Origin of the sequence: Brevundimonas lenta, from assembly GCF_014196335.1 — a bacterium.
GTDB lineage: Bacteria > Pseudomonadota > Alphaproteobacteria > Caulobacterales > Caulobacteraceae > Brevundimonas > Brevundimonas lenta.
Map to the genome: position 1 here is coordinate 213106 of NZ_JACIDM010000003.1, position 20900 is coordinate 234005.

The following is a 20900-nucleotide window of genomic DNA, read 5'->3' on the forward strand; positions in this document are numbered from 1 at the left end:
CCCCCTCCCCCGATGGGGGAGGATCGCAACGCCCGATTCATTCCGCCGCCAGGATCGCCGCCGGCAGGTCCGGACGGCGGAAGCGGGTGTGGCGGGCGCTTGCTTCGGTTTCGGGCCAGTCGGCGCGGTAGTGGCCGCCGCGGCTCTCGCGCCGCTCCAGCGCCGCCGCCGTGATCAGCCGCGCCGCGACCAGCGGAAGGGCGCCGGGCGCCTCGCGCTCCAGCCGGTCGATCGTCGCCAGCGCGCGGGTCAGGCCCACGGCGTCGCGCGTGACGCCGACATCGTCGCTCATCGTCATCCGCAGGGTGCGCAGCGCTTCGGGGGCCAGGTCTGGCGCGATACGCGGCGTGGTCACAGCGCGCTCGCCGCCCCGCTCCGCAGCCGCCGCCCGTCCCGTCCGCCGCCCGAAGGCCGCGGCCTCCAGCAGCGAATTCGAGGCCAGCCGGTTGGCGCCGTGCACGCCCGTCGCGGCGCATTCGCCGACCGCGAACAGGCCCGCCAGGCTGGTCCGCCCATCGGCGTCCGCGGCGATCCCGCCCATGTGATAGTGCGCGCCCGGCGCAACCGGGATCGGCGTCTCGCGCGGGTCCAGCCCGGCCCGCATGCAGGCGGCGAACACCGCCGGAAACTCTTCGGGGAAATGCGCCCCCACCGCCGCCCGCGCGTCCAGATAGGCGCCGCGCCCATCGGCCCGCGCCTGATGCACCGCCCGCGCCACCACGTCCCGCGCCTGAAGATCGGCGTCCTTCGCCGGGCCCAGCAGCAGGTTGCCGGCGCTGTCGATCAGCCGCGCGCCCTCGCCCCGCAGGGCTTCGGTCGCCAGCGGCATCGGATCGAGGCCGACGTCGATCGCGGTCGGATGGAACTGCACGAACTCGGGATCCAGGATCTCCGCCCCGGCCTGGTAGGCCAGCGCCATCCCTTCGCCCAGCAGGCTGGCCGGCGTCGTCGTCCGGGCGAACAGACCGCCCGCGCCGCCGGTGGCCAGCACCACGGCGGGCGCCAGCACCTCGACCATCCGCCCGTCGCGCTCGATCAGCGCGCCGCGCACCCGGCCGATCTTGTCCTGCAGCAGGCCGCGCAGCCGCGCGTCTTCCCACACCTCGATATGCGGCGCGGCCCGCACCGATGCGACCAGGGCCGACAGGATCGCCCGCCCCGCGCCGTCGCCGCCGACCCGCGCCACCCGGGCCCGCGAGTGCGCCGCTTCCAGGCTCACGGCGAAGCCGCCGTCGGCGTCGCGGTCGAACGGCGCGCCCAGCGACGCCAGCCACTCCACCGTCTCGCGCCCGTCGGCGGTCAGCGCCCGCGTGACATCGGTTTCGACCAGACCTGCGCCCGCCGCCGCCGTATCCGCGGCGTGCAGTTCGGCGCCGTCGTCGGCCGACAAGGCCGCCGCCACCCCGCCCTGCGCCCAGGCGGACGAACAGGCCTGCAGCAGCGGCGCCGGCGTCACCACCAGCGTCGGTTTCGGCGCGGCCTCCAGCGCGGCCGACAGGCCCGCCAGCCCGCCGCCGATGATCAGCGGCCCGTCATGGTGGATGCGTGTCACCGCCCGAACTCAAAGAAGCGGAGCCCGCCCGCGAGCGCGTTTTCCAGCGATCCGGCGCCGGGCATGATTCCGAGCAACAGCACGCCGGCGCAGGCGATCGCCGTCAGGACGAACAGGCCCGTCGATTTGCCGGCCTCGCCCCAGGTCAGCTGACGGCCCTCCGGACGCCACGCGCCGCGACGCAGGTGCCCGATCAGGGCGATCGTGAGGAAGCCGGCGAACAGCAGGCTGCCGTTGGAAAAGCCCCAGACGACCACCAACGCGCCGATCAGCAGCAGCGCCGCCTTCTCGACCATCGGGTGGATACGCGCCAGCACGGGGCCCAGCGCCTTCGAGCCGTCCAGCGGGGGCGCCGGCGCCAGGTTGACCAGGTTCAACAGGCCCACGGCCAGCACGCCCTGCAGCCAGCCGCGGTCCCCGTCCCACAGGAACAGGGCCAGGAACGGAATCGCCGCCAGCAGGCCGAACGCGGGCCCCGCCAGCGACACCAGCACGCCATGCCACTCGCTGGCCGGCATGCGCTGGCCCTTGGCCAGGCCGCCCAGGAACGGGATGATGTAGATGCGCGCGGGCCCCATCCCCAGACGGTTCATCGCCAGCACGTGCCCGTACTCGTGCACGAAAAGGCCGAACAGCACGGCGATCACCATCACCAGGCTGCCGGTGAACCAGTACAGCATGCCGCCCAGCAGCAGGGTCGAGATGATCGCCCACAGCGGGCTCTGCCCTTTGTCCAGCGGCGGCTCCGCGACGCGCGCGGGCTCCGCCGGCGCGGGCGCTGCGGGTTCCGCAGGCTGGATGTCCCAGGGACCGGGACGGCGGGGGGTGTCGGTTTCGCTCATGCCTTCGACGTGGCCTTTTCGGTTCGCAGCCACAAGGCCAGTACGGCGAGAAGCCGCAGGGTCTTCTTGTCTACGGTGGCGACGGCGCGGACGGGCGCGACGTAATGCATGGATCTCAGTCCAGGTTGTACGCGCGGGCCTCTGCCGGATTGGCCCGAACAAGGGCCGCGCGCGTCAGGTTCTTCGGCACGCCCTTGCGCGCCAAAGTCTCGTAGATCCGTCTCAGGTCGGTGGCGGGCTTGTAGGCCACCCACCGCGTCCGGGCGCGCCAGATCAGGATCAGATAGCCGAAGGGAACGCGCCAAACCCGAACCACTCAGATCAACTCCACATCCACATGATGGCGCGCCTTGAACAGGTCATAGCGCGCGGGGACCGCCGGGGGCGGAAGCTCCACCATACGTTGGACCGCGAGTCGGCCGCGTTCCGCCACATCTTCGGGCACAGTCACCTCGTATTGCATGTGGACCAGGCAGTCGCGGATGTTCTGCAGCGTGATCCGCTTCATGTGCGGGCACAGGTTGCACGGGCCGATGAACTGCACGCCCGGCACGTCGCCGGCCACGTTCGAGGCCATCGAGCATTCGGTGATCATCACCACCTGCTTCGGCTTGCGGGCCGTCACATGGTCGATCATCGCCGCGGTCGAACCGGCGAAGTCCGAGGCCGCCAGCACGTCTTCCGGGCATTCCGGGTGGGCCAGGATTTCCGCGCCGGGATAGGCCGCGCGCATGTCGGCGATGTCGTCGGCCGTGAAGCGTTCGTGCACCTCGCAGCGGCCCTTCCAGGCGATGATGCCGACATTGGTCTGCGCCGCCACGTTGCGCGCCAGGAACTCGTCGGGGATCAGGATGACGCGGTCGACGCCCCATTCCTTCGCCGCCCATTCCACCACCTGCACGGCGTTGGCGCTGGTGCAGCAGATGTCGGTCTCGGCCTTCACGTCGGCCGTGGTGTTCACATAGGTCACCACCGGCAGGCCGGGATAGCGCTGCTTGATCAGGCGCACGTCCGCGCCCGTGATCGACGCGGCCAGCGAGCAGCCGGCGCGCAGGTCGGGGATCAGCACCGTCTTCTCGGGGCTCAGGATCTTCGAGGTCTCGGCCATGAAGTGCACGCCCGCCTGGACGATCACCTTCGCCTTCGACCGCGCCGCTTCCTTGGCCAGGCCCAGGCTGTCGCCGACATAGTCGCCGACGCCGTGGAAGATCTCGGGCGTCATATAATTGTGGGCCAGGATCACCGCGTCGCGCTCGCGCTTCAGCTGGTTGATCTCGTGGATCAGGGCGGCCTGCGCGGGCCATTCCATCGGCGTGACGTGGTCGCGGACCTTGGCCCACACCGACGCGGTCTCCCGCTCCAGTTCCTTCGTCAACCCAAACGCGCCGTCAGCCATCTCACTCCCCTTTTGCTCGAAATGAGCAAATCAGAGACCCGAAGAACGGCGACCCGGATCACTGTCCCGCCGCCGACTTATGCTCACTTTCAGCATAAGCAGGAACAATCTAGTCCCATGGCGGAGGAATGCAAGAGGTTAGGCGACCGCGACCCCCTCATGCCGCAACAGCCAGCGCTTGCGCTCCAGCCCGCCGGCATAGCCCGTCAGCGTCCCGTTCGCCCCGATCACGCGGTGGCAGGGCACGATCACCGCGATCGGATTCTGGCCGTTGGCGAGCCCCGCCGCCCGCACCGCCTTCGGCGATCCGATGGCCGCCGCCAGCTGGCCGTAGCTGCGCGTCTCGCCCGCCGGGATGGCCCGCAGCGCGGCCCAGACCGAGCGTTGGAAATCCGTCCCGCCGGTCTTCACCGCCACGCCGTCCAGCGCCCGCACGTCGCCGCCGAAATAGGCCTCGACCGCCGTGCGCACGTCCTCCGGCGCCCGCCCCTCGACCAGCGCCGCCTTCGGGGCATGCCGGTCCAGCAACCGCGTCATCCGCGCCTCGTAGTCGACGAAATCCAGCGCCCGCACCGCGCCCGCGGCGTCGGTGACCAGCAGCACCTCGCCCACCGGCGTCGCCACCCGGTCCAGGGTCAGGGTCTCAGGCTGCGCGTTTCGCATCGTTGCTCTCCATCAGTTCGGCGCCTGTGATCCCGGCCATCGCCAGGTGCAGCGCCCCATACGCCCGCCACGGCCGCCATCCTTCGGCGCGCGCGGTCAGGCTCTCGTCCTCAAGTCTGTCGTTCGGCGCATCCGCGCCCTCGTCGATCCAGTCGCCAGGCAGCCGCAGCCCCGGCCGCGCCGTCACCAGCGGCTCCAGCACCGCATCCGCCGCCAGATCGCGCCCGATCGCCTCCGGGTCCGCCGACAGGTCGAACACCCGCCGCACCCGCGCCAGCACGCCCGGCAGCGCCCTCAGATCGTCCGCCTCGACGCACACCGACGCCCGGCCCTCGCCGATCAGCTCGACCGACACCGAGCCCTCGGCCCCGTCGATCGCCCTGGTCAGCGCCCGCGACCACTTCCCGTCGACCACCGCATCGCCCCGCGCCGCCAGCGCCGACAGCATCGCCTCGCGGTCATAGGGCGGCCGGTACGGCAGGCTCAGCACCACCCCGCCCTCGTGCGGCCGCTCGCCCCGCCGTCTGAGCGCCGAGGGCGGCCGCTCGTACAGGGCCTGAAACGTCTCATTGAAGCGCCGCACGCTGCCGAAGCCCGAGGCCAGCGCCACCTGCGCCATGCCCAGGTCCGTCTGGTGGATCAGCGCCTTGGCCAGCAGCACGCGCCGGGTCTGCGCCACGCTCACCGGCGCCGCGCTCAGATGCTGGCGGAACAGCCGCCGCAGGTGCCGCTCGCCGACGCCCAGCCGCCCGGCCAGGCCGTCGACGTCGCCCTCGTCGAGCGCGCCCGCCTCGATCAGCGCCAGCGCCCGGCTGACCGTGTTCGAGGTCCCGCGCCACGCGCCCATGTCCGGCGCCGTCTCGGGCCGGCAGCGCAGACAGGCCCGGAAGCCCGCCTCCTCCGCGGCCGCCGCCGTGGGCACGAAGAACATGTTCTCCCGCTTCGGCGTCCGCGCCGGACAGACCGGGCGGCAATAGATCCCGGTCGTCTTCACGCAGCCGAAGAACCGCCCGTCGAACCGCGCGTCGCGCGTCAGCACGGCGCGGTAGCAGGCCTCCTGATCGAGTTCCGTCGCGTTTTCCATGGCCGCAACATGAGCGTCGCGGCCATGGAAGTCTCGCGGTTTTCGGACATCCAGGCCGCGTCGGGTCGAGAAGGCGGAGCCTTCTGACCGCGGCCCACTAAAAATGACGGGCTAGGGGCGGACCAGCCGCCACGCCGCCCCGAAGATCTTGAACACCAGGCTGATCGCCGAGATCGCCAGCACCCACACCATCACCACCGACAGGGTGCTCGCCACCCCGACCAGGTCGCGCGTCCCGTCGCCCAGCGTCCGCAGGGTGTCGAAGCTCAGCATCACCCAGTCGCCGGCGATCCGAGCGCTGTCGTCGCCGACCGTCAGGGTGAACCAGTGCCCGGCCTGGAAGATCACATACGTCAGCCACAGGCCGCCGATGGCGACGCCGATCTCGGCCAGCGCCCGCAGCCGCGCGCCCTGCGGCCGGAACACGCCGTCGAGGTGGATCGACATCTGGATCAGGGCGTAGATCAGGATCGGAAAGAACAGGGTCGCCCAGATCGGCGCCGCCGTGATCACCGCATCCTCGCCGCGCAGACCGATGCGCACCAGGCCGGGGAAGTGCAGCACGCCCACCCACCACAGGGCGAAGATGCCGATCGCGATGAACGAAAACGCGTGATCCGCCCCCGGCCAGCTCTTGCGCGCCGGCTTCCAGGCGGCGGCCGGCGGCTTCGGCGCCGTGCTCGCGCTCGCCCCCATCGCCGCGCCCCAGGTCGAGGGATCCGACAGGCCGAACGCCCCCAGATCCCGCACCCGCCACTGCGTCATCCATTTCGGCCGCACGCCGTAGTGTTCGAAGATCGCCGCCGCCAGGGTCGCCGCCCCGATCAGCGTCAGGCCCGACCAGAAGAAGCCGTGGAAGGCGTGGGCGATCGACTGTCCGGCGTCCGACGGCCCGGCCACCAGATTCAGGAACAGGCCGATCGCCTGCACCACCAGCAGCACCAGCAGCCCCGCCTTCACCCCGAACAGCCAGTAGGGAAACAGCTCCGGCCCGACCAGCGAGTCCGGCCCCTTGCGATAGCGCGCGGCCACGACCAGCGGGTGGCCGATCTCGCGCAGGATCGCCTCCTGTTCGTCCTCGGTCAGGGCCCGGCCCAACTCCTCTTCCTTCGCCTCGAACCGGCTCAGGATCAGGTCGCGCAGTTCGGCGGTGATGTCCGCCCGCTCGTCCTGCGGCAACTGCGCGGCGACGGCGGCGAGATAACGATCGATCATATCCATGGGTCTGTCCCCTTCCCCCGGGTGTCAGAGAATCTTGTCGAGCGAGGCGTTGATGCCCCGCCATTCGTCGGTCAGGGCGGCCAGCATCGAGACGCCCGCGGGCGACAGCCGGTAGAAGCGCTTCTTCCGCTTCTCCTCCTCCCGCCATTCGCTATCCAGCAGCCCCTGGCTCTCCAGCCGCCGCAGCAGCGGGTAGAGGGTGGATTCCTCCATCTCCAGCCCGTCGGCCGCCAGCGCCTGACGCAGCGTGTAGCCGTAGCGCTCGGTCCTGAGGCAGGCGAGCACCGCCAGCACCAGCGACCCGCGCCGCAGCTCCAGCCGCATGCTTTCGAATAGGTCCGGATCGAAGCTCATGGCCCCACCTGTCCGCCACATAGTGTGTGACGCACAGTGTATGCCGCATACTGTGTGAGGGAGTCAAGGTGGACCCTGTTTTCGTCATTCCGGGCAAAGGCGGACGCAGCGCGCCGCAGACCCGGAACCCGGCGGCGCCGTAGCGCAGCGCAGGCGAAATCTCACCGCGAGGCGTGTGCGTGACAGGTTCGCGCTCTCGCGCGCCGCCGGGTTCCGGGTCTCCGCTGCGCTTCGCCCGGAATGACGAAAGCGGGTCTACGCCGCCTTCCCCTTCTTCGCCGCCGGCTTCTTGGCCGCGGTCTTCTTCGCCGGCTCGGCCTTCTTGGCCGCCGGCTTCCGCCGCTCGCCCGAGGCCGAGCCCTTCAAACTGTTCCGCAGCGCTTCCATCAGGTCGATGACATTGGTGTCGTCGGGCTCGGGCGCCTCGACCAGACCCTTGCCGCCCTTCTGCTTGGCCTTGATCAGCTCGCGCAGCGCCTCGTCATAGCGATCCCTGAACTCGGTCGGGTCGAACTCCGCCTCCTTCTGGGCGATGATCCGCTCGGCGATCTCGACCATGCCCGCGTCGGCCTTCACCGAGGGGATGTCGTCGAAATAGTCGTCGGCGTTCCGCACCTCGTTGTGCGGACGCAGGGTGTAGGCGACCAGCCCCTTGCCGCGCACCTCCAACGCCAGCTGCCGCTCCCGGCCGCGCAGCACCAGCTGACCGATGGCGATCTTTCCGGCCGCCTTCATCGCCTCGCGGATCACCGCGAACGCCTCGGCCCCGACGCCCTTCTCGGGCACGACATAGAAGGGGTCGTCCCAGTACAGCCGGTCGATGTCGTCCTCGTCGACGAACTCGTCGATCGAGATGGTGCGCGTGCTTTCCAGCTTCACCTTCTCGAAGTCCTCGTCGTCCATCAGGACGTATTCGTCCTTGTCGACCTCGAACCCCTTCACCAGCTCCGACCGCTCGATCGGCCCGGTGTCCGGATCGGTCGGCACCATGCGGATGCGGTTGTTGGTTTCCGGGTTGATCAGGTGAAAGCTGACGTGGCTGGCGCTCGACGTCGCCGTGTACAGCGCGACCGGACAGGTCACGAGCGAGAGCTTCAGATGCCCCTGCCAGGTGGGTCGTGCAGCCATGACGCGCCTCCTCGGTCGACGCGACTCAACGCGGAGACGGGGCGACTCGTTCAGCCGGCCCCTCTCCCGATGGGAGAGGGCTTGAGCGCACGGCGGCGATAGCCGTCGTTCTTGCGCGAAAGGGTGAGGGTCGCCTGTCGGCCAGTCGGCACGAGCCGACCCTCATCCGACCGGGCTCCGCCCGGCCACCTTCTCCCAGCGGGAGAAGGAATCAACGTCAGCTATTCCCGGATTCTTTTCGCCAACCCACTGACTTCCCACAATTAAATTTCCTCTACGCAGCGAGGTATCCGCCCGCCGCATAATCTCTCCCATCCCGTCGATGGGGAGGGCGTCGGATCCACGCTTCTCGACGACGACGGGCTGTGGTCGAGCGATGAAGCCGGGGTGGAGGACAGCCCCGGGGTCCTCGTCGGACGTCGATGGATGACGTCCGCTTGCTCGCCGCGCGCTGAAGGTGGGACCGCTGGCGAAGCCGATGTCCCACCCCCGTCGAGACCAGCAATGGTCCTGGCGGCTGAGCCGGCTAGGCCCGAACAGGGCAGCCAAGCGGCGAGCGCGTGGAAAACGACTGCGCGGGGCGTCAGGCTTCGTCGAAACGGTAAAACTATCAAAGCACCGGGCGAGGCCCGGACGCCCCGCGCCTTCCCCAACCGCTCCGTCCGGAAGCGGCGATGACGCATGCCTTCTCCCTCCCCGGCACGGGGAGGGTCGGCGACGCGAAGCGACGGCGGGGTGGGGAGGGCCCCATCCTCCATCCGCCCCCACCCCCGTCCCGGGGAGGGAGAAAGCGCACACTGGACAGACCCGCGTTCCGGGTGTGTCCTGACGAGTCCGGCGCAACAAAAACAACAGCCCGGAACCGAGTGAGGAAACATGTCGAACCGACCGAGCCACATCCGGCTCAACTCCCACCCCGGCGCGGGAACCGCCTCCCGCTTCCCCATCCACTGGGGCGCCCCGACCGCCCGCGAGCGCGGTCCCGTCATCGGCACGGTCAACGCCGGGCCCGACCGCAACGCCATCGGCGCCCACGGCGGCGCCTATTCGGTCTACCGGGCCCTGGCCGTCTCGTCGGGCGCCATGAGCGCCAACAACCGCCCCGACCTGACCAACACCTCGCCCACCACCCCCATGGGCCCGTTCCCGCAGTGGACCGACGGCGGCAAGATCGTCTCGCTGGACCCCTGGGGCGCACGCGTGGCCGAGGACTTCGCCGACGAGATCCAGGACGGCCTCGACGTCCGCCCGACCATCGCCGTCACGAAGGCCCGCCTTCAGCTGGGCGAGATCAACGAGGCCATCGCCGCGGGCCGGCTGAAGGCCGACGGCCAGATCGTCCACGACAGCGGCGACGTCGCCGTCACCAAGGCCGCCATCGATCCGGTCTGGTACCTGCCGGGCATCGCCGAGCGCTTCGGCGTCACCGAGACCCAGCTGCGCCGCACCCTGTTCGAGCAGACCGGCGGCATGTACGCCGACCTCGTCACCCGGCCGGACATCAAGGTCTTCCTGCCCCCCATCGGCGGCATCACCCTGTACATTTTCGGCGATCCGGCCGCGATCTCCGACCCGGCGCGCCGCCTGACCTGCCGCGTCCATGACGAGTGCAACGGCTCCGACGTCTTCGGCTCCGACATCTGCACCTGCCGCCCCTATCTGACCCACGGCATCGAGGAATGCGTCCGCGGAGCCCAGGAGGGCGGCGCCGGCCTGATCGTCTACAATCGCAAGGAAGGCCGGGCGCTCGGCGAGGTGACCAAATTCCTCGTCTACAACGCCCGCAAGCGTCAGCCCGGCGGCGACCAGGCGGCCACCTATTTCGAGCGCACCGAATGCGTCGCCGGGGTCCAGGACGCCCGCTTCCAGCAGCTGATGCCCGATGTCCTGCACTGGCTCGGCGTCACCCGCATCGACCGCTTCGTCTCCATGTCCAACATGAAGCACGACGCCCTGACCGGCTCGGGCATCGAGATCGGCGAGCGCGTGCCGATCCCCGACGACCTGATCCCGCCCGACGCCTCTGTGGAAATGGAAGCCAAGAAGGCCGCCGGCTACTTCACCCCCGAAGGCGCGAAATCCGCCGACGAACTGACCCGCGTGGTGGGCCGCGACCTTGAGCAGTTCTGAGACCGCGCAGGCGCACGGCCTGCTGCACGCCGCCGCCGTCCGCGACCGGGCCCACGAGATGCTGGAGATCGGGGTCGCCGGCGGCCTCGATCACTGGCGGGTCGACCTCGACCGCCTGCCGGAAACCGCGCGCTACGTGGCGTCCGTCATCCGCGACCAGTACCCGACGCTCGAAGTCCCGTTCCACGCTCGCTGGCGGCATTTCACCGTCGACGGCGTCGACCTGTGGGGCCCTCTCGCCGACAACATCGACTGGCCCGACGATGCGGCCCGGGCGCGGACGGAGTTCGATCTCGCCATCGTCTCGGTCCTGCTCGACGCCGGCTCCGGCCCCGGCTGGCGCTATCATGACGCCGGTCCGGACAAGACGCTGACCCGCTCCGAGGGGCTGGCCATCGCCTCCCTGCGCATGTTCGAGGCGGGCGCCTTCTCCTCCACGCCGGACGATCCCCTGCGCGTCGACGCCGTCGCCCTGACCCTGCTGTCGGCCGACGATCTGGCGAAGGGCTTCCAGGTCTCGGACGCCAATCCGCTGGTCGGGCTGGAGGGTCGCGCCGCCCTGCTGCGCCGCCTCGGCCGCCAGTGCCTCGCCCGGCCCGACCTGTTCGAGCTCGAGGACACGCCCCGCCCGGGCGGTCTCGCCGATGTCCTGTTCGCGCAAACGGACGCGCACCACCGTCTGCCGGCCCCCGCCATCCTGCGCCTGCTGCTCGAGGCCTTAGGACCGGTCTGGCAGGACCGCCTGACCCTCGGGGACGTCGACCTCGGCGATTGCTGGCGACACCCGGCGATGAAGCGCGACGATGCCACCGACGGCCTCGTCCCGATCCACAAACTGTCCCAGTGGCTCAGCTATTCGCTGGTCGAACCGCTGCAGACCGCGGGCGTCGACGTCGTCGATCTGGACGGCCTCACCGGCCTGGCCGAATACCGCAACGGCGGCCTGTTCATGGACCTCGGCGTCCTGTCGCTGAAGGATCCTGCCGACGCCGACAAACCCTGGCCGGTCTCCGATCCGCTGGTCGTCGGCTGGCGCGCCATGACCGTCGCCCTGCTCGACCGCATCGCCCCGCTGGTTCGCGCCGAGCTGGGCGTCACCGCCGAAGCCATGCCGCTGGCCAGCGTGCTGGAGGGCGGCACCTGGGCGGCCGGCCGCCGCGCCGCCGCCGAACGCAGACAGGGCGGCGGACCGCCCTTGACCATCCTCTCCGACGGGACCGTCTTCTGATGTCGAAGCCTTTCACCATGTCCGGCGTAACCGTCGTCGATCATCCGCTGGTCGCCCACAAGCTGTCGATCATGCGGTCGAAGGACACCTCGACCGCCCGCTTCCGCCAGCTGCTGCGCGAGATCTCGACTCTGCTCTGCTACGAGGTCACCCGCGATCTGCCGCTCGAGGACTATCCGGTCGAGACCCCGGTCGGCCCCACCACCGGCCAGAAGATCGAGGGCAAGAAACTGGTCTTCGTGCCCATCCTCCGCGCCGGCCTCGGCCTCGTCGAGGGCATGCTCGATCTCGTCCCCTCGGCCCGCGTCGGCCACGTCGGCCTGTACCGCGAGCCCGCCACCCTGGACGCCGTCGAATACTATTTCCGTGCGCCCGAGGACGTCGCCGACCGTCTGTGCATCGTCATCGACCCGATGCTCGCCACCGCCAACACCGCCGTCGCCGCCATCGAGCGGCTGAAGGAGCGCGGCGTCACCAACCTGCGCTTCGTCTGCCTCGTCGCCTCGCCCGAGGGCCTGGAGCGCCTGCGCGGCTGGCACCCGGACGTGCCCGTCTGGGTTGCCGCCGTCGACGAGCGCCTCAACGACCACGGCTACATCGTCCCCGGCCTCGGCGACGCGGGCGACCGGCTGTTCGGAACGCGCTAGAATAGGGCCATGGCCTTCGACGCGATCCGCCTCGACCGGCGCTTCCGCGGTCCGCCGACCAGCGGCAACGGCGGCTATGTCGCCGGCCTGCTGGCCACGACCCTGGGCGGCTCGGACGTGGTCGTCACCCTGCGCAAGCCGCCGCCGCTGGACGCCGACCTGCAGGTCGAAATGGGCGCCGACGCCGCCGCGCTGTATTTCGACGACGGCGTCCTCATCGCCACCGCCGTCCGCGAAGCGATCGAACTGACCGTCCCGCCGCCCCCGCCGATCGAGGCCGTGCGCGAGGCCGAAACCCGCTTCACCGGCTTCTGCAACCACATCTTCCCCGGCTGTTTCGTCTGCGGTCCTGAGCGCGAGCCCGGCGACGGCCTGCGCCTCTTCACCGGCCCCCTGAACGACGGCTCCGACCGCGTCGCGGCCTGCTTCATCCCGCACGCCAGCCTCGCCGACGACGACGGCCTGCTGCGACCCGAGTTCCTGTGGAGCGCCCTGGACTGTCCGGGCTATTTCGCCGTCTCGGCGACCGCCGGCCTGGCCGTTCTCGGCCGCCTCGGCTGCACGCTGCACAGCCGGCCGCCGGTCGGCCGCGCCCTCATCGTCACCGGCTGGCCGATCGCCTCCGACGGCCGCAAGCACACCGTCGGCACCGCCCTGCACGATACCGGCGGCGAACTGATCGCCGCCGGCCTCGCCACCTGGGTCTCACTTCAGCAGGAGGTCAGTCCAGCTTCCTGAGATTGTCGTCCGAGTTGCGGTCGATCCACTTGTTGTACGGATCGACCCCGGCAAACGCCGGCTTCCGGGTCGTGATGAAGCGAAGGGTCTGCACCCCCGACCGGATCGGCCGGCGCTCCATCAGGATCACGTCATTCTCGCCGAAACGGCCCTTGCCCGGCTCGGCGCTGAACAGACCGACATCGAAGGTCTCGTTCAGCGGCGCGACGGTCTCCTCGCCCTCGCCGTCCGCGTAAAGCTTGCGGGCGTCGACGGTGACGACCACGTCCCAGCGTCCGTCGGCGCGTTTCGTCGCCGTCGCCGCGGTGGTCTTCACGTCATAGAGGGTGATCTTCTCGAACAGGTCCGTGATCAGCGCCTGCTTGTCCGCCGGCGCCTCGGCCCTCAGGGCCGCGACCAGATCCAGCGAGCGCGGATAGGGCGCGGACTTGAAGGCGTACTGCGCCAGCAGCCGGCGCAGGGCGCGGTTCACCGCCTCCTCGCCGATCTCCTCGCGGAGCAGGTACATCACCAGTCCGCCCTTCTGGTAGTGGATGTACTGCTGGTTCTCGTTCCGCATCAGCGGCAGCTCTTCCAGCCGCTCGGTGCCGCGGGCGCGGAGGTAGCGGTCCAGTTCGAACTTCAGGAAGCGCCGGATCTGGTCGCGTCCATAGGTCTTCTCCATCACCATCAGCGCCGAGTACTGCGCCAGGGTCTCCGACAACGAGGTCATGCCCTGCTGGTTGGAGCCGATGATCTGGTGCGCCCACCACTGGTGCCCGAACTCGTGCGCCGCGACGTAAGTGACGTAGTCGACCTTGGTCGGATCGCTCAGGTCGGCGATGAAGCCGAGCCCTTCCGACCAGGCGAAGGTGTTCGGGAACGACTGGGCGTAGCTGGCGTAGTCCGGGAACTCGACGATGCGGGCCTGCCGGAACTGGTACGGGCTGAAGTTGGCCTGGAAGTAGTCGAGCGACGAGGCCAGCGCGTCCAGCATCCGCGGCACGTTCCGGGTGTGGGCCGGGTCGTGGAAGACGACCAGCTCCACGCCGTTGTGCATGCGACGGCTCTGGGCGTACCGGGCCGACTGGACCGAGAAGAAGTTCAGCACCGGCGACTCGGTGACGAACCGCGCGGTCCGCCGGCCGTCGGCCACCTGGTCCGAGACCTTCAGGCCTGGGGCCACCACGGTCTGGTCGGCGTCGGTCGTGACGGTGATGTCCGCCGTCACCCAATCCGCGCCGAGGTAGTTGGCGGATTGGGCCGAAGCATCCTCCAGCTTCGCCGGACGCAACTCGGCGGGCAGGCCATGCTTGCGGCGTTGGCCGCGGTCGGTCAGCAGCCCCTCGCGGCCCATGCCGATGGTCGGCGTGAACTCGCGGTTGGTGATGAAGGTGCCGTTGTCGACGACGCGTGTGGTGTTGCCGCTGACCTTGAAGCCCTTCTGCTCGAACACCGTGCGGAAGTTGACGGTCCGTCGCTCGCCCGGCTGCATCGGAGTGGCGAAGCGATAGATGCGGTAGTCGAATTCCTTCCACTCCCGCGCCTGGGTCGCGCCCTGGACGGTCAGCTCTTCCATCTCGATATCTTCCGGCCAGCGGAAGTGGATCTCGTTGAGCGGAGCGCCGGTCTTGTTCTCGATCACATACTGACCGCGCGTCACCAGGCGCGGGGCGTGCGGTTCGAGGTCGAGTTGCAGCTTGAGGTCCACCACCGACGGCTGGGGCTGGTCCTCATAGTGGAGCAGCGTCTTCTCGTAGTTGGCCTGGAGCAGCCTGCCTGCGTCCTGACTGCGGTAGGTGTTCCAGACGTTCGTATTGACGAAGATGAACGAGCCGAGCCCGATGAAGGCGACCAGGGCCAGGGCCGCGATCACGCCCGCCGGTCCCTTGAGCCGCCGCGGGAAGCGCTTCAGGCGCGGCATCAAGCGCGTTTCAGTTCCCCGACGCCACAGGCCGTAGGAAATGATCAGCAGAATGACCGCGAACGCCGTCCAATAGGCGTCCGTCCACGCCGCGAAGCCGGCGAAATCGCCCCGGCCGTTCATGTCCGACAGAGGCACGCCGATGCCGGAGCCGTAGCGGTACAGGATGTGGTCCAACCCGATCTGCCGCAGGACGATGTTCGAGATCATGTAGACGACCATGATCGCCCACCCGACGAACTTGTTGGGCGACAGCGACTGGACGACGATCGCCAGGACCGCCAGCAGGGCGAAGTTCACGGCCTGCGGCGCAACATACCAGGCGAGGTATTTGCCCAGCTCGTAGTCGGTCACGCCCCGGAAAGTCTGGACAATCACGCCGGCGATCACGCCGATCAGAAGCGTCGAGACCAGGACGAGCACGAGGGCCAGAATTTTCGGGAACAGGAAGGTCCAGTCCGGCGTCGAGGTCGCATCGACGATCTCGTGCATGCGCCGGTCGCGATCCCGCCAGACCAGTTCGCCCGAATAATAGATGGCGATGATGACCGAGACCAGGGCGAACCCGCTGCTCAGGGCTGCGATCGCTATGCGGGTCACGAGGACCAGCGGGGTTCCGTACAGCTCGCCGGTAAGGGCGATGACCATGATGGAGAACCCCAGTGCGAGCGTGACCAGCACCAGATAGGCCACGCTCTTGAACACCAGGCTCATCTCGAACCGGGTCAGGGAAACCAGCTGGGTCCAGGCGGCGGCGAAACCATACGTCGGTCGGGCCAGCGGTCCGATGGAGGCCACAGCGACCGGGGCTTCGACGAGGGTGCGGATTCGCTCCTTCTTGCTGGCCTTGGCGCCCCGCGAACTGCGTTCGAACAAGGCGTAGGCGAGACCGAGGAACCCGACCCCGATGGCGATCCAGAGTACGCGGCCCCACAGGAGCACCCCTTCAAGCGAAGGATTGCCCGCGTTTCGTTCGGCCGTCGTCCAGTATTTCGTCGCAAGCTGGTAGGCGCTGAGGCCGGTGGGCTCGACCCAGGCCGTGAGCGTCTCAAACTCGGGCCTCATGCCGAGGATCGTGGTTGCGACGAGGTAGAGAATGAAGACCGCGACCACGGCGACGTACGTCATCATCATGGAGCGCGTGATCGTCGCCAGGGCGAAGAACAGGGCGCTGAGGAAGAACAACCCCGGCACGCCCATCACCAAAAACGCCCAGACGTAGCTGGCGAGGTTGAAGGCGCCGACCGTTTCAGGATCGACCATCGAGGGCGGCATGAAGGTGCCGATGATGTGGCCGAACTGGGCGAAGATCAGCGTCAGGAGCATCGCCCCGAACGCACCGATGAATCGACCGAACAGATAGGACGATTTGGAGATCGGGGTGCTGAAGATCAGCGGACCGTAGCCGGTGGTGAAGTCGCGTACGATCACGTTGGCGACAATGGCCGCCGCCGCCAGCATGTAGAGCTGGTTGAGCCCGCCCTGCAGGACTGAGATCGTGAAGGGCGAGTTGACGTGGACAGCCCCTCCGCCGCCCACGCTGATGTTGCTGCTGAGCGCCACGGCGCCGAAGCTGATCAGGGTGAAGAGGATGGTGATGACCCAGAACGCCGGCTGGCGCAGCTGGTAGCGGAATTCGAAACTCGCGACCTTGCCAAGCATGTCGGACCTCAGGCTGCGGCGCGGCGCGAGGCGCCGACAGCGGCGAGGTAGACGTCCTCGAGCCCATTCCCGGCCGGTTCGAAGCCGGCGCCCGGGTTTTCGTCCGACAGAATGTGGATCAGGGTGCGACCGCCCAGCAGGCGGCTCGACAGCACATTGTACCGCTTCTGGAAGTCGGCCAGTTCGGCCTTCTCGATCGTCCGGCGCCACACGCGACCATCCAGTCGATGCATGAGTTCGGTCGGCGCGCCCTCCAGCTGGATCTTGCCGCCTGCCAGCACCGCCATCTGCGGGCAAAGGTCGGTGACGTCCTCAACGATGTGGGTCGACAGGATGACGACGACGTTCTCGCCAACTTCGGACAGGAGATTCAGGAAGCGGTTGCGCTCTTCGGGGTCCAGGCCGGCGGTCGGCTCATCGACGATGATCAGTTCAGGATTGCCGATCAGGGCCTGGGCGATGCCGAAACGCTGGCGCATCCCGCCGGAGAAGCCGGCCAGGGCCTTGCCCCGCACGGGCCACAGATTGACCTGCTGCAGCAGCGCTTCGACCGTCGCCTTACGCTCGCGGCCGTTAGCGATGCCCTTCAGCACAGCCATGTGGTTGAGCATGTCGTAGGCGGACACGCGCGGATAGACGCCGAAATCCTGCGGCAGATAGCCGAGCACGCGACGCAGCTTCTCGGGCTCGCGCACCACGTCGATATCGCCGAACTGGATCGAGCCTGACGTCGGGGTCTGCAGGGTGGCGATCGAGCGCATCAGCGTGGACTTGCCGGCGCCGTTCGGGCCCAGCAGGCCGAACATCCCTTTCGGAATGGTCAGCGTGACGCCGTCCAGGGCCCGCGTCCCGTTGCCGTAAACGTGGGTCAGGTTCTCGATCTTCAGCATGGGGCCCCCTCAGCTCAACGGCCGCACCCTGTCGTGCACAACCGATGGCGGCAAGTTAAAGATGGGTCACAGAGTGTGGCGCCGCGATTGCAGGTCAGCCTTCGTCGATGACAGCGTTCTCACACCCACTATGTGTATTTCCATCCACACGTTAGACTAGGCGCCATCGATCGCAGGAGTCCCTCGCCCCCGTGCTGAAAAACCTGCTTCCCAGCAAACCGGGGACCGAGCCCCTGGCTGAGGCGCTGAGAGCCTGCAAGTCCCACTTCCTGTGGGCGGCGATCTTCTCCGCACTCGTCAATCTGCTCTACCTCACACCCACCCTCTACATGATGCAGGTCTACGACCGCGTCGTGCCGACGGGGGGGCTGATGACCCTTGTCCTTGTCACCGTGGTGGCCGTATTCGCGCTCGGCGCCCTTGCCGGGCTCGACTGGCTGCGTGGACGACTGATGCTGCGGGCCGGCCTGCGGCTGGACCGGATGCTGGCCGGCAAGGTTCTGGCGCGCGTCGTCGATCTGCAGGCCAAGGCGCCGAGCACCCAGGCGCTGCGCGAGTTCGACAATGTGCGGGGAGCCATCGGCGGCCAGGGCATGTTGGCCCTGTTCGACGCGCCCTGGACCCCGATCTATCTCGGCTGCTGCTTCCTGCTGCACCCCATGCTGGGTCTGCTGACCCTTGTCGGCGGCGGCATTCTGTTCACCCTCGCCTGGCTGAACGAGCGCGATACCCGCCCGCGTCTGAGCAAGGCCATCAGCTCGCAGAACCAGGCCTATTCGGCCCAGGAAGGCATCGCCGGACAGGCCGAGGTCGTTCGGGCTCTGGGCATGCGCCAATCCTCGATCGCCCGTCAGGTCGAACAGCGTCGTCAGGCGACAGCAGCCCAGGCCGACGCCCAACTGGCCGGCGGCCGTTATTCGGGCGCCATCAAATTCCTGCGCCTCACGCTGCAGTCGGCCTCGCTGGGCCTTGCCGCCTATCTGGCCGTGAAGGGCGAGATCTCGCCCGGTTCGATCATCGCCGCATCGGTGCTGCTGAGCCGCGCCGTCGCGCCGATCGAGCAGCTCGTGGGCGCATGGCCCAGCCTGGTGCAGGCGATGGCCAGCTGGAAGACGCTGACCGAACTGTTCGCCGGCACCGCATCGGTCGAACGCGAACGCACCAACCTGCCCGACCCGAAGGGCCGGCTGCAGGTCGAGGGCGTGACGGTGAAATTTCCCGACACCGAAGCCCCGCAGTTGCGAGGCGTGGCCTTCGCGCTGAAGCCGGGCGAGACGCTGGGCGTCGTCGGCGCCAGCGGGTCGGGCAAGACGACCCTGGCGCGGGTGATCGCGGGCGCCCTGCGACCGCAGGCCGGCGCGGTGCGTCTGGACGGCGCCGAGTTCGAGGCCCGCGAGGGCGACGAACTGGCCCGCTGGATCGGCTACCTGCCGCAGGTGCCGAGCCTGTTCGCGGGTTCGATCAAGGACAATATCTCGCGCTTCGCCACCTCGGTCGGCGTGGATCAGGAAACCGCCGACCGCGGCGCGGTCGCGGCGGCCCAGGCGGCCGGCGCGCATGAGCTGATCCTGCGTCTGCCGAACGGCTACGACTCCATGCTGGGGCCGTTCGGACAGGGCCTGTCGGCCGGTCAGGCGCAACGCGTGGCCCTGGCGCGGGCGCTGTACAACGACCCGGTTCTGCTGGTGCTGGACGAGCCGAACTCGAACCTGGACCAGGAGGGCGAGGCCGCCCTGATGCAGGCGATCCTCGGCGCCGCCGCCCGCGGCGCGGCCGTGGTGGTGATCGCCCACCGCGCCGGCGTGCTGGCGAGGGTCGACCGCCTGCTGATGATGCGCGACGGGATGATCCAGCTTGAAGGTCCCCGCGAGGAGGTGCTTGAGAAGATGCGCGCCACCACGCCCCGCCCGGCGGGCCAACCTGGCCAGCCCGTGCATGCCGCCCCGGCGGGAGGGCACGCCCCGGCTGCGCAGCCGGGCATGGCGCCGATGGCCGGCGCGACCCAACCTCCGCGGCGGGCCCAATGACCGACGTCGCCACGCCGCCCCCCGAGACCACGATCAAGCCGGAAGACGAGCTGGTCATTCCGCCGTCGGGTCCGACCGAGCCTCCGCCGCCTCCGCCGCTGGTGCCGGATAATCCGCGTCACGAGCTGATGGTCGGCGGCGCGATCATCGTCGCCTTCTTCGTCATCTTCCTCGGCTGGGCGGCGATCGCGCCGCTGGACGCCGGGGCCTACGGTCAGGGCCAGATCGCCATTTCGGGCAACCGCCAGTCGGTGCAGCACCGCGAGGGCGGCGTCGTCAGCGAGCTGCACGTGGCCGAGGGCGACACCGTCCAGCGCGGCCAGATCCTGATGCGGCTGGCCAGCGGCGAGCTGCGGGCGACCGAGCGCGGCGTGTCCAGCCAGGTGTTCGCCCTGATCGCCCAACGCGCCCGCCTGGTGGCGGAACGCGACGGCCTGCGCGCCATTCCGACACCGCCGGAGTTCGCCAACCTTCCGGCCGACGACGCCGAGCTGGCCAATGAATCGCTGCACATCCAGCGCCTGCAATTCGGGGCCCGGCGGACGGGCCGGTCGACCGAGACGGGCGTGCTGAGCCAGCGGGTGGCGCAGCTGAACGAGCAGATTTCCGGCTACGAGCGCCAGATCGCCGCCAATGTGGAGCAGCAGCGGCTGATCCAGGAGGAGCTGGTCGGCATGCGCAGCCTGGCGGAGCAGGGCTACGCACCGCTGACGCGGGTGCGGGCGCTGGAGCGCAACGCGGCCCAGCTGGAGGGCGAACTCGGCTCGCTGCGGGCGCAGATCGCACGGTCGCGGGAAGCGGTCGGCGAGACCCGGCTGCAGATGTCCGGCGTGCGCACCAAGCTGGGCGAGGACGTGGCCGACCAGCTGCGCCTGATCGATGTGCAGCTGAACGAGCTGCGCCCCCGGATGATCGAGCTGCGGGCGCAGATCGCGCGCAACGAGGTCCGGTCGCCGGCGTCCGGCCAGGTCGTCGGCCTGACCATCTTCACCCAGGGCGGGGTGATCCAGCCCGGCCAGACCCTGATGGACGTCGTCCCGCGCGACGCCTCCCAGGTGATCGTGGCCCAGATCAGCCCGACCGACGTCGACAACCTGCGCATCGGCCAGACGACCGAGGTGCGGTTCCCCGGCCTGCGGGAACGCAATCCGCCGACGATTCACGGCCAGGTGCGACGCATCTCGGCGGACAGCTTTACGGTCGAGGCGACCGGCGCGACCTATTTCCGCGTCGAGATCGTGGTGCCCGCGGCCGAGATGGCGAAGCTGGGCCGGTCGGCCGCGAGCCTGCGTCCGGGCGCGCCGGTCGAGGTCATTATCCTGCTGCGCAAGCGGACGGCGCTGGCCTATCTGACCGAGCCGCTGGTCAACAATCTGTGGCGGTCGGGCAGCGAGCAGTGAGGGTCGAGGGGTGAGGGTCGAGGGTCGAGGGTCAC

17 protein-coding genes are annotated in these 20900 nt (G+C 69.3%); 6 read left to right on the forward strand and 11 right to left on the reverse strand.

Annotated elements, in window-relative coordinates:
- Positions 1–37: 37 nt before the first annotated feature.
- The 9 genes from GGR12_RS14330 to ku form a co-directional block, all read right to left on the reverse strand.
- Entirely contained in the window at positions 38–1552 is a 1515-nt protein-coding gene (locus GGR12_RS14330; protein ID WP_183205136.1) for an L-aspartate oxidase, read from the reverse strand.
- Complete coding sequence (locus GGR12_RS14335) at positions 1549–2394, reverse strand: metalloprotease (RefSeq protein WP_183205137.1); 846 nt, start codon at positions 2392–2394, stop codon at positions 1549–1551. Before GGR12_RS14335 ends, GGR12_RS14330 begins: the two co-directional genes overlap by 4 nt.
- A gap of 115 nt (positions 2395–2509) precedes the next feature.
- The gene (locus GGR12_RS14340; protein WP_183205138.1) at positions 2510–2710 is read right to left on the reverse strand and encodes a hypothetical protein; all 201 of its coding nucleotides are present in this window, start codon (positions 2708–2710) and stop codon (positions 2510–2512) included.
- The gene (nadA, locus tag GGR12_RS14345) at positions 2711–3790 is read right to left on the reverse strand and encodes a quinolinate synthase NadA (RefSeq protein ID WP_183205139.1); all 1080 of its coding nucleotides are present in this window, start codon (positions 3788–3790) and stop codon (positions 2711–2713) included.
- Between the two features lie 138 nt (positions 3791–3928).
- The gene (locus GGR12_RS14350) at positions 3929–4453 is read right to left on the reverse strand and encodes a methylated-DNA--[protein]-cysteine S-methyltransferase (protein WP_246328940.1); all 525 of its coding nucleotides are present in this window, start codon (positions 4451–4453) and stop codon (positions 3929–3931) included.
- The gene (locus GGR12_RS14355; RefSeq protein WP_183205140.1) at positions 4434–5537 is read right to left on the reverse strand and encodes a bifunctional transcriptional activator/DNA repair enzyme AdaA; all 1104 of its coding nucleotides are present in this window, start codon (positions 5535–5537) and stop codon (positions 4434–4436) included. Before GGR12_RS14355 ends, GGR12_RS14350 begins: the two co-directional genes overlap by 20 nt.
- Before the next feature lie 111 nt (positions 5538–5648).
- Positions 5649–6758 (reverse strand): hypothetical protein, encoded by a 1110-nt coding sequence (locus tag GGR12_RS14360; RefSeq protein ID WP_183205141.1) that lies wholly within the window; start codon positions 6756–6758, stop codon positions 5649–5651.
- Positions 6759–6782: 24 nt separating this feature from the next.
- On the reverse strand, positions 6783–7112 hold the full coding sequence (locus tag GGR12_RS14365; protein WP_183205142.1) for a PadR family transcriptional regulator: 330 nt from the start codon (positions 7110–7112) through the stop codon (positions 6783–6785).
- Positions 7113–7367: 255 nt separating this feature from the next.
- Positions 7368–8240: a non-homologous end joining protein Ku gene (gene ku / locus GGR12_RS14370; RefSeq protein ID WP_183205143.1), complete on the reverse strand. Its 873-nt coding sequence runs from the start codon at positions 8238–8240 to the stop codon at positions 7368–7370.
- A gap of 876 nt (positions 8241–9116) precedes the next feature.
- Here ku and GGR12_RS14375 point away from each other — a divergent pair.
- Genes GGR12_RS14375 through GGR12_RS14390 form a run of 4 tightly spaced genes read left to right on the forward strand, consistent with a single transcriptional unit; the run spans position 9117 to position 12983 of the window.
- Positions 9117–10370, forward strand: coding sequence for a GTP cyclohydrolase II (locus tag GGR12_RS14375; RefSeq protein WP_183205144.1), 1254 nt, complete (start codon positions 9117–9119; stop codon positions 10368–10370).
- Positions 10357–11598: a DUF1688 family protein gene (locus tag GGR12_RS14380; protein ID WP_221212401.1), complete on the forward strand. Its 1242-nt coding sequence runs from the start codon at positions 10357–10359 to the stop codon at positions 11596–11598. The genes GGR12_RS14375 and GGR12_RS14380 overlap by 14 nt, the downstream gene beginning before the upstream one ends.
- Positions 11599–11615: 17 nt before the next feature.
- On the forward strand, positions 11616–12245 hold the full coding sequence (upp, locus tag GGR12_RS14385) for a uracil phosphoribosyltransferase (protein WP_183205791.1): 630 nt from the start codon (positions 11616–11618) through the stop codon (positions 12243–12245).
- 9 nt (positions 12246–12254) lie between these two features.
- The gene (locus GGR12_RS14390; protein WP_183205145.1) at positions 12255–12983 is read left to right on the forward strand and encodes a hypothetical protein; all 729 of its coding nucleotides are present in this window, start codon (positions 12255–12257) and stop codon (positions 12981–12983) included.
- Here the strand turns inward: GGR12_RS14390 and GGR12_RS14395 are convergent.
- Together GGR12_RS14395 and GGR12_RS14400 are read right to left on the reverse strand one after the other, a co-directional pair.
- Positions 12967–16548, reverse strand: coding sequence for an ABC transporter permease/M1 family aminopeptidase (locus tag GGR12_RS14395; RefSeq protein ID WP_183205146.1), 3582 nt, complete (start codon positions 16546–16548; stop codon positions 12967–12969). The two genes, GGR12_RS14390 and GGR12_RS14395, sit on opposite strands and share 17 nt — an antisense overlap.
- Positions 16549–16556: 8 nt before the next feature.
- Positions 16557–17438, reverse strand: a complete 882-nt coding sequence (locus GGR12_RS14400; RefSeq protein WP_183205147.1) for an ABC transporter ATP-binding protein — start codon at positions 17436–17438, stop codon at positions 16557–16559.
- 191 nt (positions 17439–17629) lie between these two features.
- On the opposite strand from GGR12_RS14400, the gene GGR12_RS14405 reads away from it, so the two are divergent.
- Both GGR12_RS14405 and GGR12_RS14410 read left to right on the forward strand, forming a co-directional pair.
- Positions 17630–19465 carry a type I secretion system permease/ATPase gene (locus GGR12_RS14405; RefSeq protein WP_183205148.1) on the forward strand — a complete coding sequence of 612 codons (1836 nt, stop codon included), beginning with the start codon at positions 17630–17632 and terminating at the stop codon, positions 19463–19465.
- Entirely contained in the window at positions 19462–20865 is a 1404-nt protein-coding gene (locus GGR12_RS14410; RefSeq protein ID WP_183205149.1) for an HlyD family type I secretion periplasmic adaptor subunit, read from the forward strand. Before GGR12_RS14405 ends, GGR12_RS14410 begins: the two co-directional genes overlap by 4 nt.
- The last annotated feature ends 35 nt before the right edge of the window (positions 20866–20900 follow it).

Coding starts and splice junctions, on each gene's coding strand:
- GGR12_RS14355 (WP_183205140.1), bottom strand. CDS start 5,537: ATGGAAAACGCGACGGAACTCGATCAGGAGGCCTGCTACCGCGCCGTG.
- GGR12_RS14375 (WP_183205144.1), top strand. CDS start 9,117: ATGTCGAACCGACCGAGCCACATCCGGCTCAACTCCCACCCCGGCGCG.
- GGR12_RS14360 (WP_183205141.1), bottom strand. CDS start 6,758: ATGGATATGATCGATCGTTATCTCGCCGCCGTCGCCGCGCAGTTGCCG.
- GGR12_RS14350 (WP_246328940.1), bottom strand. CDS start 4,453: ATGCGAAACGCGCAGCCTGAGACCCTGACCCTGGACCGGGTGGCGACG.
- ku (WP_183205143.1), bottom strand. CDS start 8,240: ATGGCTGCACGACCCACCTGGCAGGGGCATCTGAAGCTCTCGCTCGTG.
- GGR12_RS14335 (WP_183205137.1), bottom strand. CDS start 2,394: ATGAGCGAAACCGACACCCCCCGCCGTCCCGGTCCCTGGGACATCCAG.
- GGR12_RS14400 (WP_183205147.1), bottom strand. CDS start 17,438: ATGCTGAAGATCGAGAACCTGACCCACGTTTACGGCAACGGGACGCGG.
- GGR12_RS14365 (WP_183205142.1), bottom strand. CDS start 7,112: ATGAGCTTCGATCCGGACCTATTCGAAAGCATGCGGCTGGAGCTGCGG.
- GGR12_RS14410 (WP_183205149.1), top strand. CDS start 19,462: ATGACCGACGTCGCCACGCCGCCCCCCGAGACCACGATCAAGCCGGAA.
- nadA (WP_183205139.1), bottom strand. CDS start 3,790: ATGGCTGACGGCGCGTTTGGGTTGACGAAGGAACTGGAGCGGGAGACC.
- upp (WP_183205791.1), top strand. CDS start 11,616: ATGTCCGGCGTAACCGTCGTCGATCATCCGCTGGTCGCCCACAAGCTG.
- GGR12_RS14395 (WP_183205146.1), bottom strand. CDS start 16,548: ATGCTTGGCAAGGTCGCGAGTTTCGAATTCCGCTACCAGCTGCGCCAG.
- GGR12_RS14390 (WP_183205145.1), top strand. CDS start 12,255: ATGGCCTTCGACGCGATCCGCCTCGACCGGCGCTTCCGCGGTCCGCCG.